The 14,386-nt window shown below is 66.1% G+C and carries 16 protein-coding genes, 1 tRNA gene and 1 pseudogene; 8 read left to right on the forward strand and 10 right to left on the reverse strand.

Annotation, left to right across the window (positions count from 1 at the left end; translation table 11 throughout):
- A pseudogene (locus tag Q0071_RS18035) lies at positions 1 to 102 on the forward strand (IS630 family transposase); the annotation flags it as partial.
- Positions 103 to 578: 476 nt separating this feature from the next.
- Here Q0071_RS18035 and Q0071_RS18040 read toward each other — a convergent pair.
- Together Q0071_RS18040 and Q0071_RS18045 are read right to left on the reverse strand one after the other, a co-directional pair.
- Complete coding sequence (locus tag Q0071_RS18040; protein WP_298172841.1) at positions 579 to 1,760, reverse strand: site-specific integrase; 1,182 nt, start codon at positions 1,758 to 1,760, stop codon at positions 579 to 581.
- A 184-nt stretch (positions 1,761 to 1,944) separates the two neighbouring features.
- Positions 1,945 to 2,037: transfer RNA gene (locus tag Q0071_RS18045), tRNA-Ser, on the reverse strand.
- Positions 2,038 to 2,293: 256 nt separating this feature from the next.
- Between Q0071_RS18045 and Q0071_RS18050 the strand changes: the two genes are divergently transcribed.
- Positions 2,294 to 3,097, forward strand: a complete 804-nt coding sequence (locus Q0071_RS18050; RefSeq protein ID WP_298172843.1) for a DUF1134 domain-containing protein — start codon at positions 2,294 to 2,296, stop codon at positions 3,095 to 3,097.
- 61 nt (positions 3,098 to 3,158) lie between these two features.
- Entirely contained in the window at positions 3,159 to 4,331 is a 1,173-nt protein-coding gene (locus Q0071_RS18055) for an aromatic amino acid transaminase (protein ID WP_298172845.1), read from the forward strand.
- Positions 4,332 to 4,344: 13 nt separating this feature from the next.
- Here the strand turns inward: Q0071_RS18055 and Q0071_RS18060 are convergent, their stop codons facing one another.
- From Q0071_RS18060 to Q0071_RS18085, 6 genes are read right to left on the reverse strand one after another with little or no spacing between them, the layout of a single operon-like run.
- A complete protein-coding gene (locus tag Q0071_RS18060; RefSeq protein WP_298172847.1) occupies positions 4,345 to 4,968 on the reverse strand; it encodes a riboflavin synthase in 624 nt (207 codons plus the stop codon).
- A 16-nt stretch (positions 4,969 to 4,984) separates the two neighbouring features.
- Complete coding sequence (gene ribD, locus Q0071_RS18065) at positions 4,985 to 5,959, reverse strand: bifunctional diaminohydroxyphosphoribosylaminopyrimidine deaminase/5-amino-6-(5-phosphoribosylamino)uracil reductase RibD (protein WP_298172879.1); 975 nt, start codon at positions 5,957 to 5,959, stop codon at positions 4,985 to 4,987.
- The gene (locus tag Q0071_RS18070) at positions 5,956 to 6,438 is read right to left on the reverse strand and encodes a hypothetical protein (protein WP_298172849.1); all 483 of its coding nucleotides are present in this window, start codon (positions 6,436 to 6,438) and stop codon (positions 5,956 to 5,958) included. Before Q0071_RS18070 ends, ribD begins: the two co-directional genes overlap by 4 nt.
- 52 nt (positions 6,439 to 6,490) lie before the next feature.
- Positions 6,491 to 7,240, reverse strand: coding sequence for a SprT family zinc-dependent metalloprotease (locus Q0071_RS18075; RefSeq protein ID WP_298172851.1), 750 nt, complete (start codon positions 7,238 to 7,240; stop codon positions 6,491 to 6,493).
- The gene (locus Q0071_RS18080) at positions 7,237 to 7,707 is read right to left on the reverse strand and encodes a YcgN family cysteine cluster protein (protein WP_298172854.1); all 471 of its coding nucleotides are present in this window, start codon (positions 7,705 to 7,707) and stop codon (positions 7,237 to 7,239) included. Before Q0071_RS18080 ends, Q0071_RS18075 begins: the two co-directional genes overlap by 4 nt.
- 7 nt (positions 7,708 to 7,714) lie before the next feature.
- Positions 7,715 to 8,338 (reverse strand): SCO family protein, encoded by a 624-nt coding sequence (locus Q0071_RS18085; RefSeq protein ID WP_298172857.1) that lies wholly within the window; start codon positions 8,336 to 8,338, stop codon positions 7,715 to 7,717.
- 18 nt (positions 8,339 to 8,356) lie between these two features.
- Between Q0071_RS18085 and Q0071_RS18090 the strand changes: the two genes are divergently transcribed.
- From Q0071_RS18090 to ssb, 5 genes are all read left to right on the forward strand, one after another.
- Positions 8,357 to 9,058 carry an ankyrin repeat domain-containing protein gene (locus Q0071_RS18090; RefSeq protein ID WP_298172860.1) on the forward strand — a complete coding sequence of 234 codons (702 nt, stop codon included), beginning with the start codon at positions 8,357 to 8,359 and terminating at the stop codon, positions 9,056 to 9,058.
- Positions 9,059 to 9,069: 11 nt separating this feature from the next.
- Complete coding sequence (locus Q0071_RS18095) at positions 9,070 to 9,753, forward strand: COQ9 family protein (protein WP_298172863.1); 684 nt, start codon at positions 9,070 to 9,072, stop codon at positions 9,751 to 9,753.
- Positions 9,754 to 9,813: 60 nt separating this feature from the next.
- On the forward strand, positions 9,814 to 10,068 hold the full coding sequence (locus Q0071_RS18100) for a FeoA family protein (RefSeq protein ID WP_298172866.1): 255 nt from the start codon (positions 9,814 to 9,816) through the stop codon (positions 10,066 to 10,068).
- Positions 10,065 to 11,921 (forward strand): ferrous iron transporter B, encoded by a 1,857-nt coding sequence (locus tag Q0071_RS18105; protein WP_298172869.1) that lies wholly within the window; start codon positions 10,065 to 10,067, stop codon positions 11,919 to 11,921. Before Q0071_RS18100 ends, Q0071_RS18105 begins: the two co-directional genes overlap by 4 nt.
- 85 nt (positions 11,922 to 12,006) lie before the next feature.
- On the forward strand, positions 12,007 to 12,552 hold the full coding sequence (gene ssb, locus Q0071_RS18110) for a single-stranded DNA-binding protein (RefSeq protein ID WP_298172872.1): 546 nt from the start codon (positions 12,007 to 12,009) through the stop codon (positions 12,550 to 12,552).
- Positions 12,553 to 12,690: 138 nt separating this feature from the next.
- Here ssb and Q0071_RS18115 read toward each other — a convergent pair whose 3' ends face one another.
- Positions 12,691 to 13,437, reverse strand: a complete 747-nt coding sequence (locus Q0071_RS18115; protein ID WP_298172874.1) for a 7-carboxy-7-deazaguanine synthase QueE — start codon at positions 13,435 to 13,437, stop codon at positions 12,691 to 12,693.
- Positions 13,434 to 14,386, reverse strand: a 953-nt coding sequence (locus tag Q0071_RS18120; RefSeq protein ID WP_298172876.1) for a class I tRNA ligase family protein, incomplete at its 5' end; no start/stop codon positions are given. The genes Q0071_RS18115 and Q0071_RS18120, both read right to left, overlap by 4 nt.

Genomic DNA, 14,386 nt, shown 5'->3' on the forward strand with positions numbered 1-14,386 from the left:
ACCGTCAGCGGGTTGTGGGACCTGATCGGCAGGCTCGTCGACATCTTCCAGCCAGACGAATGCGCCAACTACTTCAAATCATGCGGCTATGAACCGGAATGAACGGAAACCGCTCTAATCGGCGATACCATCTATGTCACCTTCGACGACCACAAGAGAGCAGAGTATCACCGGGCTATCACACATTTACGTCATATCAGACTTGGCAAACCAGCACTGCCGAAGCAGGCGCGCAACACGGGCCGCTTCATGAGAACGCTTAGGCACTTCGGAAAGCATGGTTACCATCGTCGCTTCAAAGGGTTCAACGCTAAGAAGGCGTACTACGAACTCGACTCCTGAAGGAAGTCAAAGAGCGACGACGTTTATCATCCGCTCCGCGATGTCTTGGCGAAGCGGTTGCAGGAAGGCTGGGCCGCAATTTCCAACGTGACCGGGCGTCGGAATTTGCAAGCCATAGGACCCCGGATTTCCGCTGATGGGGCGCTTGTAGGGCGGCAGCGTCAAGACGTTCGGACGTCTGCTTCTGAAAGATCCTGACGATCACGCCACAATGGAGCAATGGCGACATCTAGTCGTCATTTGCCAGAGAACGCTGCCCAGGCCGCCATTAAATCTCGTCTCTTTTCCAGTGCGCGACCGCGCCTGTAGGCTCGCTCCACGGAGGATGCGACGGTGTGGGCAAGAGCCATTTCCACTTCCTCCCGCCCAAACTGGGTCTTTTCACCTGCCCAATCCCGGAAGGTCGAGCGGAAGCCGTGTACGGTGATGTCGCCGTGCTTCATGCGCTTGAGAAGTTGCGAAAGAGCCATGTCGGAAAGCGCGCCGCCTCGCGGTGCGGGGAATACAATATCGGTCGGCTTAAGGCCGTCTTCCTTCACCGCCTCAAGGATCGCAACGGCAGCTTCGCTGAGCGGGACCTCATGAACGGCCTCGGCCTTCATGCGTTCTGCCGGAACAGTCCACAGCTTATCCTCAAGGTTGACTTCACCCCAGGTCATGCCGCGTACCTCACCTGATCGCGCGGCGGTGAGAATGAGGAACTCCAGCGCACGCGCTGCCACGGCGGGTCGCTTGCTCAGGCTGGTCATGAAGGTTTTCATCTTCGCGAAGGGCAGGGCTGGGTGATGCTTGACCGATGCCTTGCTGCGCTTGGGCAGCAGAAGGTCGAGGTGGCCACGGCCCTGCGCTGGGTTTTCGCCCGACCTCAAGCCTTTTGCTTTGGCGGCATCTAATACGCGTTCAATCCGACCGCGCAGGCGGGAAGCAGTCTCAGCCTTGGTGAGCCAGATCGGCTGTAGAACGCTCAAAATCTGCTCGGTGGTGATCTGGTCGATCGGCACGTCGAACAGGGGCTTGGCGTATGCCTTGAGGGTGCTGCGCCATTGCTGGCGGTGCTTCGGGTTCTTGAAACCTTCCTGAATGTCGTCGACCAGTTCCATGGCAAACACGCCGAAGGTGACGACCGGCTTTTCCTCGACCTTGATCTTGGCTTTGGCTCGTTCAACTCGGGGATCGACGCCGTCGACCAGCATCTCGCGGATTTCCTCGGCTCGCTTCCGGGCCTTCGCCAGCGAGACATCGAGCGCTGATCCCAGCCCAAGCTCGATTCGCTTGCCGTCCAACGTACCGATGAAGAACCATGACCGGCCTGACTCTCGGACCCGGAGGTAGAGGCCGCCACCGTCGGAGTAGACGTTGGGTTCCTTGAGTGCGGCCACCTGCGTAGCCGAAAGCTTGTTACGCGCGCGCGAGGGCATGGTTTTCGAAGTTTAGCAGCTTAGGCTAGGCGGAGCCAGCCATAGTTTTAGCCATAGTTTAGAGGCTGGCTTCAGGTGATTTTCAGTGACCGTCAGTGAACGCGAAATCTACGTAAAAGCCGGAAAAATCCGGGCTTTCGTGGTGTTCGCGATAGTTCTTGGGGGATCGCTGAAAAGCGTGTTCTGGCGGAGACGGAGGGATTCGAACCCTCGGTACCGGTAATCCCAGTACGACGGTTTAGCAAACCGTTGGTTTCAGCCACTCACCCACGTCTCCGGATCGCAGCGGCGAGGGGGCGCTATAGCGAGGGAGTGGGGGGGCGGCAAGGGGCTTCCTGCGGTGTTTGCGGTCGCGATTCCGGCAAACGTCCGGGATTCGCCTCGGCGTGAAATCGACTCGGCTCATCGCCGGTTCATTGTGCCGGGGGAAGAGATGAGGGTCTGATAGGGTGACAAAGGGTCTGGCCCAAGCGCTGGTGCCGGGTGATCGGCGCCGAAGAACCGGCAAACGGCCGCAGGATAGGAATTGGGTGATGAAACTGAGCCGGAACATCGCGATCGCGCTTGCCGCTTTGGGACTGGTGCTGGGCGCCGGTGCGCAGGCGCAGGTACAGCAGATCGATCCCAACACTGCGATCGATGGAGACTTGCCGGCAAAGCCGGGTTCGCAAGCACTTCCGCCGGCTCCTGCTCAGCCGGCACCCTCGCCAAGCGCGCCGGCTGCACCTGCTGGAACGACGAGCTCGGGCGATCCGGCATTTTCCTCCCCTGCTGCAGGCAGTGCGGCGGCGGGGCCGGGCATGGCCTCGATTCCGCCGGCGGCCGGTGTAGCCAAGGGCACTGCCGCAGATGGCACGACCTACCGCGAGGACGATCTCATCGGTGCGGCCGAGGGCGTGTTCGGCAAGGGTGCCAAGGGCCTGGCGCTGATGATCCAGGACATCCTCAAAAAGCAGGGCCAGCCCAATGCCTATATCACAGGGCGCGAGGCGGGCGGCGCGGTGGTCGTGGGGCTGCGTTATGGCTCGGGCACGCTGCACCACAAGATCGAGGGCGAACGGCCTGTGTACTGGACGGGGCCTTCGGTGGGCTTCGACCTTGGCGCCAATGCGGCGAACACCTTCGTGCTCGTCTACAACCTCAATGACTCCGAGGACTTGTTCAAGCGTTTCGGTGCAGGCGAAGGGCAGGCCTATTTCGTCGGCGGCTTCAATGTGAGCTATCTGCGGCGCGGCGATGTGGTGGTGATCCCGGTGCGCTTCGGCGCGGGGCTGCGGCTCGGGGTCAATGCGGGTTACATGAAGTTCAGCCGCACCCAGAAGTGGATGCCGTTCTGAGCGATTAGTGCATGCCCACAGCCCCTTGTGCCCGGCGCGGTTTGGGGGCAAAGGCGCGCCCATGCTCGAGACCCTGAACGCCCAGCCCGCCGATGCGCTGCTTGCGCTGATCAAGCTCCACAACGCCGATCCCCGGCCGACCAAGATCGACCTTGGTGTGGGCGTCTATCGCACAGGAGACGGCGACACGCCGGTGTTCGGCGCGATCAAGGCGGCCGAGCGCATTCTGCTCGAAACGCAGGATTCCAAGGCATATCTGGGGCCTGAGGGCGACATGGGCTTTGTCCATGCGCTGATCCCTTACGTGTTCGGCACCGATTTCGACCGCAGCCGCGTCGAGGGGATGCAGGCTCCCGGCGGCACCGGCGCGGTGCGCCTTGCGGTGGAAGTGGCCGCGCGCGCGGGTGCGAAGCGGATCCTGATGGGCGTGCCTTCGTGGCCCAACCACGCGCAGATTGTGGCGGCGGTGGGCCTGGAGCTCAAGACTTTCAAGCACATGACGGCGGATGGCACTGCCGACCTTGAGGCGCTGCGCGCGGCGCTGGCCGATGCCGCGCCGGGCGATGTCGTGCTGCTCCATGGCTGCTGCCACAACCCCACCGGCGTCGATTACACGCCGGCGCAGTGGGACGAGATCGCGCCGATGGTGGCCGCCTCGGGCGTGCTGCCGCTGATCGACCTTGCCTATCAGGGGCTGGGCGACGGTATGGAAGCCGATGCCTATGGCCTGCGCAAGGTGCTTGCGGCTGTGCCGGAAGCGCTGGTCGCCTACAGCTGCGACAAGAATTTTGGCCTCTATCGCGACCGTGTCGGTGCGTTCTATGCAGTGACGAGCGATGCCGCGGCGCTTGCCAATGCCATGGGCAATGGCGCGACGATCGCGCGCGCGAGCTGGTCGATGCCGCCCGATCACGGTGCGGCGGCGGTGCGGCTGATCCTGGGTGATGCCACGCTCACCGCGCAGTGGATCGACGAACTCACCGCGATGCGCGCGCGCATGGCCGAAGTGCGCGAGCGGCTGGCTGCCGCGCAGCAGATCGGGCCGATCAACATGGCACCGCTCGGGCACCAGAAGGGCCTGTTCTCGATGCTGCCGCTTTCGGGCGAGCAGATCATGGCGCTGCGCGAGAAGCACGGCGTCTACATGGCCGGCTCGGGCCGCGTGAACATCGCGGGCCTGACGACCGGCAATATCGAGAGCTTCATCGGCGCGCTGCGCGACATCGCGGGTTAAGCGCGCCGGCTCATCAGCTTGCCGATGCCAGGCTCTGCATCCGCTTGAGATAGCGGGCGAGGACGTCGATCTCGAGGTTCACTTCGCGGCCCGGCGCGAGCGTGCCCAGCGTGGTCACTTCGGCGGTGTGCGGGATGATGTTTAGCATGAAGTGGCACGCACCGTCCGGCTGGTCGGCCAGATCGTTGACGGTGAGCGAGACGCCGTCGACGGTAATCGAGCCTTTGGCCGCGATGTAGGGTGCCAGTTCGGGCGGGGCCGCCACGACCACGTGCCACGAGCCGCCGGTCTGATCTACCGAGACGACACGGCCCACGGCATCGACGTGGCCGGTCACGATGTGGCCGCCGAGTTCGTCGCCCAGCTTGAGCGCGGGTTCGAGATTGAGCGGGGCATGTTCGTGCCACTGCGCCGGGGCGGTGCGGCTGATCGTCTCGCCCGAGACGTCAACCGCGAACCAGCTGTCCCCCGCCGTGCCACCGCGATCAACGACGGTCAGGCAGACGCCCGAGCAGGCGATCGAGGCGCCGATGGCGATCTTCGACGGGTCCATTGCGCAGGCAATCGTCACGCGCGTATCGCCCTTGGTGGCGATGGCGCGGATGCGGCCGACTTCGGTGACGATGCCTGTGAACATGGGTCTGTGGTCTCCTTCAGCGGGTCCGGTCGTAGACGTCGAGCGTATCGCTGCCAAGCTGCAGCCGGTCTGTCAGCGCCCAGCGGCCATGGGCACTGCCCAAGGAGGCAAGCCCTATATCGCCGAGGCCGCGCCGGCCTGCGCCGATCAGGATGGGGGCGCGGTAGAGCATTAGGCGATCGATGCGGTCTGCGGCGAGGAAAGCGGCGGCAGCGCCCGCACCGCCTTCGATGAGGAGATACTGCGCCTCGCCGAAGCGGCCTTCCGCCGGATCGGCGATGGCCTGCCAGCCTTCAGGCGCGGTTCCGCGCGTGAGTACCCAGCGTGCGGGGCTGCGCGCTGCGAGGCCGGGGAGGCGCACATCGAGCCGGGGCGAATCGGCGCGCAGCGTCTCGCCGCCGACGAGGATGGCATCGCAGCGGGCTCGCATGGCATGGCCGTGGGCGCGCGCTTCGGGGCCGGTGATCCACTGGCTGGTGCCATCGGCCATCGCGATGCAGCCATCGAGCGAGGTGGCGAGCTTGAGCGTCGTGTGCGGCCTGCCGAGCCGGGCGCGGGTGAGGTAGCCTTCAAGCGAGCGCAGGGCGGCAGGCGAGGGGACCAGCTCCGCCGTGATGCCCGCTTCGCGCAGCAGCGCGATTCCCGCGCCGGCGGTGCGCGGATCGGGATCCGCGCAACCGATCACCAGGCGGGCAAGCCCGGCATCGCGCAAGCTGTGCGCGCAGGCAGGGCCGCGCGGGCTATCGTGGGCGCAGGGTTCGAGCGTGACGTAAGCCGTGGCACCGCGCGCTTGGGCCCCGGCCTGCGCCAAGGCCTGCGCCTCTGCATGAGGGCGGCCGCCGGGCTGGGTCCAGCCGCGCCCGATCACGCGGCCATGCTTGACGATCAGCGCGCCGACAGCAGGGTTCGGGCTGCTGAGCGGGCGGCCGCGCGCGGCCAGCGCAGCGGCGGCATCCAGCCAGTCGGCATCACTGAAGGCCACCGGGTTCAGGGCGCCTTGGCGGTCGAGGGTGCGGGGGCGGCGGTTGGCTTCACTACCAGCCGGTCGAGCAGCGCCTTGTCGCGCGCCGCCGCAGCACGGGCTTCGGCCTCGCGCTCGGCTTGCGCTTGGCGGTCCATCGCCTCGGTATCAAGGCCGGTGGCGGCACCGACAGCCTTGTACATCTTGCGCACATCGTCGGCGCGCGCCTGCTCGGCCGCAGCTTCGGCGCGGGCTTTCTTCGTTGCCTCGATATTGCCGGCGATGATTTCGGCATCGCTGCGGTCGGCGCGCCAGCTTTCGAAATAGATCACCTCGGGCGGGCGCGGCAGGCCGCGGCCGCCCTGCTGCCACATAACCGAGAAGATCCCGAGCGTGACCAGCATCGCCAGCGCCAGCGATCGCAGGCGGTACTCGCTCGGCGCGCCGAGGATCTGCCAGAGGTCCTTGGCGGCGCGCACCGGGGAGACGTTGCGGAAAAATTCTTTCATGACAGCCTAGATAGAGCGTGGTGCGGTCCTGCGCCAGTGCCTGGCGTGTCCACTAACCGAAGGGGTGGTAGAGGCCGCGCCCCTCCGCCTTGAGCCAGCGATTGGCATGCTCGATCGGCGCTTCGTAAATCTCGTCGAGATGCGCGTGGAATGCCGGGCTGTGATCGAAGTGGGTCATGTGCGCCACTTCGTGCGCGACGACCGAGCGGCGCACGAAATCGGGGGCCATGACCAGCCGCCAGTTGATGCGGATCACGCCGCGGCTGCTGCAGCTGCCCCAGCGGCGGAGCGCGCGCGACAGCGCCAGTTTCGGCACCGGCTGACCGGCGCGGGCGCAGTAGTGGGCAAGGTCGGCGCCCGCCAGCCGCAGCGCTTCGGCTTCGAGCCAGCGGCGCAGGCGGCCCTCCATGCCATCGGCCGGACCGCCCAGCAAAAGCTGGCCGTCCGTGATTGCCGGGCGGCGCGGGGCACCCTGTCGCCATTCGACCCTCAGCGCCTCTCCGCGAACGGTAAGTGTGCAGCCGGGCTCGATCCGCGCCGGGGGCGGGATGCGCTCAAGCTGGGCGGCCAGCCAGTCGCGGCGCTGCTCGGCAAAGCGCAAGGCATCGGCACTGCGCCCCCATTCGGGCATCGAGATGCGTGCCTCGCTGCCATCGGGAGCAAGGCGCAAGGTGATGCGGCGCGCGGTGCGCAGGCGGCGGATCACCACTGGCAATTCGCGGTCTCCCACCATCAGCGTGCGGGGCGGCGGTGCTGGGCGCGCCGCGCGTCCCCGAGTTAGCAGGCGCGGCAGCGAGATCATGCGTCCTTCGCCCCGAAGGCCAGGCCATCCGGCACGATATGCTCCTCAAGCGGGCCAGCCAGCACTTCGCTCACCGCACGGCCGATCACCGAATGGCCGGTGCGGCGCACTTCCTCGCGGTCTCCGCATTCAAGGTAGTGCCAGGCGGGCAGGGGCTTGCCGTCCGCACGCAGGCGATAGGCGCAGGTCGCAGGCAGCCAGGGCACTTCGCGAACCAGCCGGGGGGTGAGGCGCAGGCAATCGGGCACCATCGCCTTGCGGTGGCGATAATCGGAGCAGCGCCCGGTGGAGAGATCGAGCAGGCGGCAGGCGACGTTGGTGTGATGGACCTCGCCGGTGTCCTCGTCTTCCAGCTTGTGGAGGCAGCACTTGCCGCAGCCGTCGCACAGCGCTTCCCATTCATCGCGGGTCAGCGCCTCGATCGGCTTGTCCCAGAAACGGCCGGAAGAGGGCAGCGAGCCGGGCATCAGCGCCTCAATGCACCCACTTGGCGAGTTCGTCAGCCACGGCATTCGCATCCTTGTCGACCGGCAGCAGCGCGATCGGCTGGCCTTGCGGCCCCATGAGATAGGCCGCGCGGCTGTGATCCATCAGATAGTCGTTAGAGCCAGTGCCCTGACCCTTCTTGTAATAGACCGCGTAGGACTTGGCGATCTGCGCGATCTGCGCCTCGCTGCCGGTGAGGCCGATGAGCTCCTTGCCGAAATGCGCGGCGAACTGGCCGACGACCTCGGGCTTGTCGCGCGCGGGGTCGATGGTGATGAACAGCGGAACGACCTTGGGCGCGAGATCGGGATGTGCCTTGGCGAAGCGGTGATAGCCCTGCATCAGCACCTGCACATCGAGCGGGCAGACATCGGGGCAGAACGAATAGCCGAAATAGAGCGTGGTGTAGCGCCCGTTGAAATCAGCGGCGCGCACCGTCTTGCCCGTCTTGTCGACCAGCGTGAAATCGCCGCCGATGGCTGCGCCTTCAAGCGGCGGCGGTTCGCTGGATGCGCCGCCGCATGCGGATAGCAGGAGAAGCGCGGAAGCCGCGAGGGCGGTGCGCAAGCGGGCACGAATAGGTCTCTTGGGGTCCATGGCGCGGCGGTTCATGCTCTGCTAACCAGCGGCTTGCAAGGGGCGACTCTGCTGCACGACGAGCAGAGTGCGCGCTTTATCGAGAAGGACGGGGCAGACGTGATGAGGGACAGGACGGTGATCGCACGCGGGCTTCGCGCAGGGCTGGCCGCCGCCGCGCTGCTGGGCGCGCTGGGCGCGGCTCTCCCCGCGCATGCGCAGTTCTCCGAAAGCTACAAATTCCTCGAAGCCGTGCGCAAGAAGGACGGCCAGAAGGTGACCGACGCGCTCAATGAGCCGGGGACCCAGATCGTCAACACCCGCGATGTCAGCACCGGCGAGAGCGGCCTGCACATCGTGACCGCACGGCGAGACCTGACGTGGATGCAGTTCCTCGTCTCGCACGGGGCCAACGTCAACGTGCGCGATGCCAGGGGCACAACGCCGCTGGTGCTGGCCTGCAATCTCGGCTTCATCGAGGGGGTCGATTACCTGATCACCTCGGGCGCCAAGGTGGACGAGCCCAACAACACCGGGGAAACGCCGCTGATCACCGCCGTGCATCGGCGCGATCTGGCCATGGTGCGGTTGTTGCTGAAGGCCGGTGCCAATCCGGACCGTCCGGACAATTCGGGCCGGTCCGCGCGCGATTATGCGCTGCTGGATGGCAAGGACAGTGCGGTCGCAAACGAGATCGCGAATTCGGCCAAGGGGGGCGCGGCGGGTCAGAAGAAGACCTACGGCCCCTCGTTCTGAACGGACGGACCATGATCGACGCAGCAACTGCCGACCTTTCGCTCGAGGACCTTCGCCTCAGCCTTGCCCCGCATATCGCCGAAGCCGCCGCGTTCGACGGTTGGACCGAAGCAGCGGTGAACGAGGCCGCCGAGATCGCCGGGATCGATCCCGCTGCGGCGCGCTTCGCCTTTCAGGGCGAGGGCGGACAATCGGCGGCGATGGCGATGATCACCGCGTGGGCGGGCAGCATCGACCGCGCGATGGCCGAGGCATTGCCGGCCGAGCACCTCGCAACCATGAAAGTGCGCGAGCGGATCACCGCGCTCGTCACCTTCCGGCTCGACCAGATTGCCGGGCGCGAGGAAGCGCTGCGCGGCGCGCTGATCGAGATGGCCAAACCGTGGAACGTGCCCGCCGCGACGAAGCTTGCCTGGCGCAGCGCGGATGCGATGTGGCGGCTCGCGGGTGATACCGCGACCGACTACAACCACTATACCAAGCGCGCGATCCTCGGCTCGATCTACGCTGCGACTCTGGCGGTCATGGCCGAAGACAAGAGCGAGGACCGCGAGGAGACCCGCGCCTTCCTCGCCCGCCGAATCGACGGCATCATGCGCTTCGAGAAAGCCAAGGCGCGCTTTACCGCTAAGCCGGCGGACGAGACCTTCAGCGTGACCCGTCTGCTTGGCCGGCTGCGCTATCCGGCGCGGTGATCACAAACAGTTATTGCGAATGACTTGCAATGACGCGGGCGCTGTGGCAGCGCTCGGCAGGTGACACTCGACGAACTCCCCCTTGGCGCGCCCGCGCGGATCATTTCCGCCGATTGGGATGCGCTCGTGCCTGAAGAGGCGCAGCGATTGAAGGCGCTGGGGATCGAGGAAGGCGCTGAAGTGCGGCTCGCCTATCGCGGCGTGTTTCTTGGGCGCGATCCCCTCGCGATCGAGATCGGCCGGATGACGGTGGCGCTGCGGCGCGTGCATGCCCGGGCGATGCAAGTCGAACTCATGGCGGTGCCCGCAGCATGACCCGCCAGACCATGATCGCCGCGCTGGTCGGCAATCCCAATGCGGGCAAGAGCGCGCTGTTCAATGCGCTGACCGGCGCACGGCAGAAGATCGCCAACTATCCGGGCGTGACGGTGGAGCGCAAATCCGGCCGCATGTTGCTGCCGAGCGGCGAACCGGTCGAACTGGTCGATCTGCCCGGTTCCTACAGCCTCAATCCTTCGAGCCCGGACGAGGAAGTCACCCGCGATGTGATCATGGGCCGCATGGCCGGGCAGACGCAGCCCGACGTGCTGGTGATCGTGCTCGATGCCTCGAACCTCGAACAGCATCTGGTCTTTGCGCAGGAGATCATCGAGCTTGGCCGGCCGGTGGTCGTCGCGCTCAACATGGTGGACCTGGCCGAGCGCGACGGGTTGGTGATCGATGCCGGTGCGCTATCCTCGGCGCTGGGGGTTCCGGTCTATCCGACCGTGGCGGTGCGGCGGCGCGGGCTGGCCGAACTCATCGCGGCGGTTGCTGCGCTGCGCGACGCGCCGGCGGATCAGGCACCTGCACCGCGTCCCCATGTCACCGCACCTGAGCGACGCATGCTGGCCCGCCAGATGGCGCGCGGGGCGATCCTTTCCGAAACTGCGCAGCACCGCATCCATGCGCAGCTTGACCGGGTGCTGCTGCATCCCTGGCTCGGCCCGCCGATCCTCCTCGCGCTGCTGTTCGTGGTTTTCCAGGCCGTCTTCAGCTGGGCCGCGCCGCTGCAGGATGCGCTTGACGGCGGTGCTTCCGCCCTCGGTGATGCGGTGCGCGGCGCGCTTCCCGCATCGCTCCTGCGCGATTTCCTGACCGACGGCGTGATCGCGGGCGTCGGCTCGGTGGTGGTGTTTCTGCCGCAGATCCTGATCCTGTTCTTCTTCATCCTGACGATGGAGGCGACCGGCTACATGGCGCGCGCCGCCTTCCTGATGGACCGCGCGATGGCGGGCGTCGGCCTTTCGGGCCGCAGCTTCATCCCGCTGCTCTCCAGCTTTGCCTGCGCGGTGCCGGGGATCATGGCGACGCGCAGCATCACCGATCCCAAGGACCGCCTGACCACGATCCTGATCGCCCCGCTGATGACCTGCTCGGCGCGGCTGCCGGTCTATACAGTAATCATCGCCGCCTTCGTGCCCAACGCCCAGGTGCTGCCGGGCATCGGCCAGCAGGGCCTCGTGCTGTTCGGGCTCTATGTCTTCGGCGTGCTGGGCGCGATGGGCGCGGCGCTGCTACTTCGCCGGACGATCACGAAAGGCGCGGCATCGGGCTTCATCATGGAAATGCCCAAGTACCAGCTGCCGACAGTGAAAGACCTCGCGCTCGGGCTGTGGCAGCGCGCCTATGTCTTCCTGCGCCGCGCGGGAACGATGATCTTCGGCGTCACGGTGGTGCTGTGGCTGCTGCTCAATTTCCCGCGCGCGGAAAATCCGCAGGATCAGGTCAATGCCTCGGTCGCGGGGCATGTTGCCAACGGGCTTGCCGTGGTGATCGAACCGATCGGCTTCAACCGCGATATCGCGCTCGCGTTGATTCCCGCGATGGCCGCGCGCGAAGTGGCCGTCAGCGCGCTGGCGACGACTTACGCCGTGGGCGCCAGCGATGATGCCGCGCAGGGCCAAGCGCTGGGCGCCCAGCTCAAATCGCACTGGAGCCTGGCCACCGCGCTCGCCTTCCTCGCCTGGTTCGTCTTCGCGCCGCAATGCATGTCGACCATCGCGGTCACCCGGCGCGAGACCAACGGGTGGACCTGGCCCGCCTTCATGCTCACTTACCTGTTCGGGCTTGCCTATGTGGCGGCGGGCATCACGTACTGGATCGCGGTGGCCTGCGGGCTGGGTTAGGTGTGGGAAATGGTCGCAGTCAGACTCGCTCTGACCGGCGCCAAGGGCTAGGCCTTGGCCTCACACGGTACAGGATCGCGAATCAATGGCAGGCAGCGTCAACAAGGTCATTCTGATCGGCAATCTCGGGCAGGACCCCGAGGTGAAGAGCTTCCAGAACGGCGGGCGCATCGCCAATCTGCGCATCGCCACCAGCGAGCAATGGAAGGACAAGGCCACCGGCGAGCGCAAGGAGCGCACCGAGTGGCATAGCGTCGTGCTCCAGTCCGACGGGCTGGTCGGCGTGGCCGAACGCTATCTGAAGAAGGGCAGCAAGGTCTACATCGAAGGCCAGCTGCGCACCCGCAAGTGGCAGGACCAGTCCGGCAATGACCGCTACACGACCGAGATTTCGGTCGGCGTCGGCGGTTCGCTGACCATGCTTGATGGTCCGCAGGGCGGTTCGGGCGGCAGCGGCATGGGCGGCGGTGGTGGCCAGCGCTCGGGCGGCGGCTGGAACGAAGGCGGCTCCTCCGGCGGCGGCGGCGGTCGTTCGGGCGGTGCCTCGTCCGGTGGCGGCTGGAATCAGGGCGGCGGCGGTTCGCCCGCCGGCGGTTTCGGCGATGATCTCGACGACGATATCCCGTTCTGAGCCGCGGCTCAGAAGGATTGCAGCCCAATTCCCAAACCGCTCATGCTGAGCTTGTCGAAGCATAACAGCGCTAACGTTGCGCCAGCACCCTTCGACAGGCTCAGGGTGAGCGGGAATTGGAAGGCTTATGCGTGCGGCTCAGGTCCCGCGCGTATCGCCGTAAAGGTGGATGTGCAGCCGGTCGGTAAAGCGCCAGCCGTGCGTGAGCGCAGCGCCAGCCAGCCACTTTGACCGCTCGCGGAGCACCTCGCTGGAGGTGCCCTCGGGCATCAGGAACAGCCGCTCAGGCGGAATGTGGTAAAGCGCCTGCAATTCGGCGACTTCATTGAGGTCGTCTTCGCTGCCCACCACGAACTTGAACCACGCCTTCTGGCTCGCCGCCCATTCGCGCATCAGATCGGGCACAATGGCGAGGTTCTCGGCATTGCCTGAGTGTGAAAGCTTGGGGCTTACGTTGAACTGATCGACCAGCTGGGTGATCGCGTGGGGCGGCGGGACGCTGCCATTGGTCTCGATCTCCACCTCCAGCGCAGGGACCGCTTCCTTGAGCATGGGGATGAGCCGGCCAAGCGCCGGAGCCTGCAGCAGCGGTTCGCCCCCGGTGATCACCAGCCGCGTCGGCCTGAGCGCGAGAATGCGCATGGCCACCTCGCGCACGTCGAGCGTGATCTGGTTGTCGACCCGCTCGAACGTCACATCATCGCGGTGCGGGCGGATATCGCCGGTGAAGCGCCAGGTGTACGCGGTGTCGCACCAGCGGCAGGCCAGATTGCAGCGCGAGAGCCGCACGAACACGCAAGGCCGCCCCGCCGAAGGGCCTTCGCCCTGCAGCGAGGGGAAGATTTCGGGCTCCTCCGGCGCCATCGTGGCAAGGGTCAGGCTCATCCGAGGCGCGCCAATGCAGCGGCAAGGCGGGTTGCCTCGGCGCGGTGGTGGGCGTGGTCGGCACGGGCCTTCTCGACCGCTTCGGGCTTGGCCTTTTCGGCGAAGGCTGGGTTCGAGAGGCGGCCCTCGAGCGACTTGGCTTCCTTCTCGGACGCGGCGAGCGCCTTTTCGAGGCGGGCCTTTTCGGCGGCAATGTCGATCACGCCTTCGAGGGGCACGATCAGGCTGGCATCGCCTGCACCGATCTGCATGGCAGCGCCCGCAGGCGCCGGAGCGAAGTGGATCGCACTAAGCCGGGCAAGCCGCTCGATTGCAGCTGGGTTTGCCTCGATAATCGCGCGCGTCGCGTCGCTCGGTTCGGGCAGATAGGCTTCGAGCCGCGCGCCGGGGGTGATGCCCAGCTCGTTCTTGGCGCCGCGCAAGTTGGAAACTAGCGCGATCAGCCACTCGACTTCCGCCTTTGCGGCAGGATCGACGCTGGCCAAAGGCGCGGGCCATTCCGCCACGATCAGCTCTGCCGAACGCTCACCCAGCGCATGCCATAGCTCTTCGGTCACGAAGGGCATGAACGGATGCAGCATGACGAGGATCTGATCGAGCACCCAGCCCGCGACGGCGCGGGTCTCGTCGTCAAAGCTGCCCTTGATGAGCTCGATGTACCAGTCGCAGAACTGGTCCCACACGAAGTGATAGACCGTGTTCGCGGCGGCATCGAAGCGCAAGTCGGCCATCGCTTGATCCAGCGCAGCGACCGTTTCGACCACTTCGCCGATGATCCAGCGATTGACCGCGCTGGTTGCCGCAGGTGCAGCGACGCTGGTGCTGCCGGTAATGCCGTTCGCCATGCAGAAGCGCGCGGCGTTCCACAGCTTGGTCGCGAAGTTGCGATAGCCCTCGACCCGGCGCTCATCCATCTTCACGTCGCGGCCCTGGCTTTCCATGGCGCACA

This window comes from Novosphingobium sp. (assembly GCF_027486195.1).
Taxonomy (GTDB): domain Bacteria; phylum Pseudomonadota; class Alphaproteobacteria; order Sphingomonadales; family Sphingomonadaceae; genus Novosphingobium.

Excerpts from the sequence above, each read along its gene's own strand:
- Q0071_RS18040 (WP_298172841.1), bottom strand. The coding sequence starts at position 1,760 with ATGCCCTCGCGCGCGCGTAACAAGCTTTCGGCTACGCAGGTGGCCGCA.
- Q0071_RS18050 (WP_298172843.1), top strand. The coding sequence starts at position 2,294 with ATGAAACTGAGCCGGAACATCGCGATCGCGCTTGCCGCTTTGGGACTG.
- Q0071_RS18055 (WP_298172845.1), top strand. The coding sequence starts at position 3,159 with ATGCTCGAGACCCTGAACGCCCAGCCCGCCGATGCGCTGCTTGCGCTG.
- Q0071_RS18060 (WP_298172847.1), bottom strand. The coding sequence starts at position 4,968 with ATGTTCACAGGCATCGTCACCGAAGTCGGCCGCATCCGCGCCATCGCC.
- Q0071_RS18070 (WP_298172849.1), bottom strand. The coding sequence starts at position 6,438 with ATGAAAGAATTTTTCCGCAACGTCTCCCCGGTGCGCGCCGCCAAGGAC.
- Q0071_RS18075 (WP_298172851.1), bottom strand. The coding sequence starts at position 7,240 with ATGATCTCGCTGCCGCGCCTGCTAACTCGGGGACGCGCGGCGCGCCCA.
- Q0071_RS18080 (WP_298172854.1), bottom strand. The coding sequence starts at position 7,707 with ATGCCCGGCTCGCTGCCCTCTTCCGGCCGTTTCTGGGACAAGCCGATC.
- Q0071_RS18085 (WP_298172857.1), bottom strand. The coding sequence starts at position 8,338 with ATGAACCGCCGCGCCATGGACCCCAAGAGACCTATTCGTGCCCGCTTG.
- Q0071_RS18095 (WP_298172863.1), top strand. The coding sequence starts at position 9,070 with ATGATCGACGCAGCAACTGCCGACCTTTCGCTCGAGGACCTTCGCCTC.
- Q0071_RS18105 (WP_298172869.1), top strand. The coding sequence starts at position 10,065 with ATGACCCGCCAGACCATGATCGCCGCGCTGGTCGGCAATCCCAATGCG.
- ssb (WP_298172872.1), top strand. The coding sequence starts at position 12,007 with ATGGCAGGCAGCGTCAACAAGGTCATTCTGATCGGCAATCTCGGGCAG.
- Q0071_RS18115 (WP_298172874.1), bottom strand. The coding sequence starts at position 13,437 with ATGAGCCTGACCCTTGCCACGATGGCGCCGGAGGAGCCCGAAATCTTC.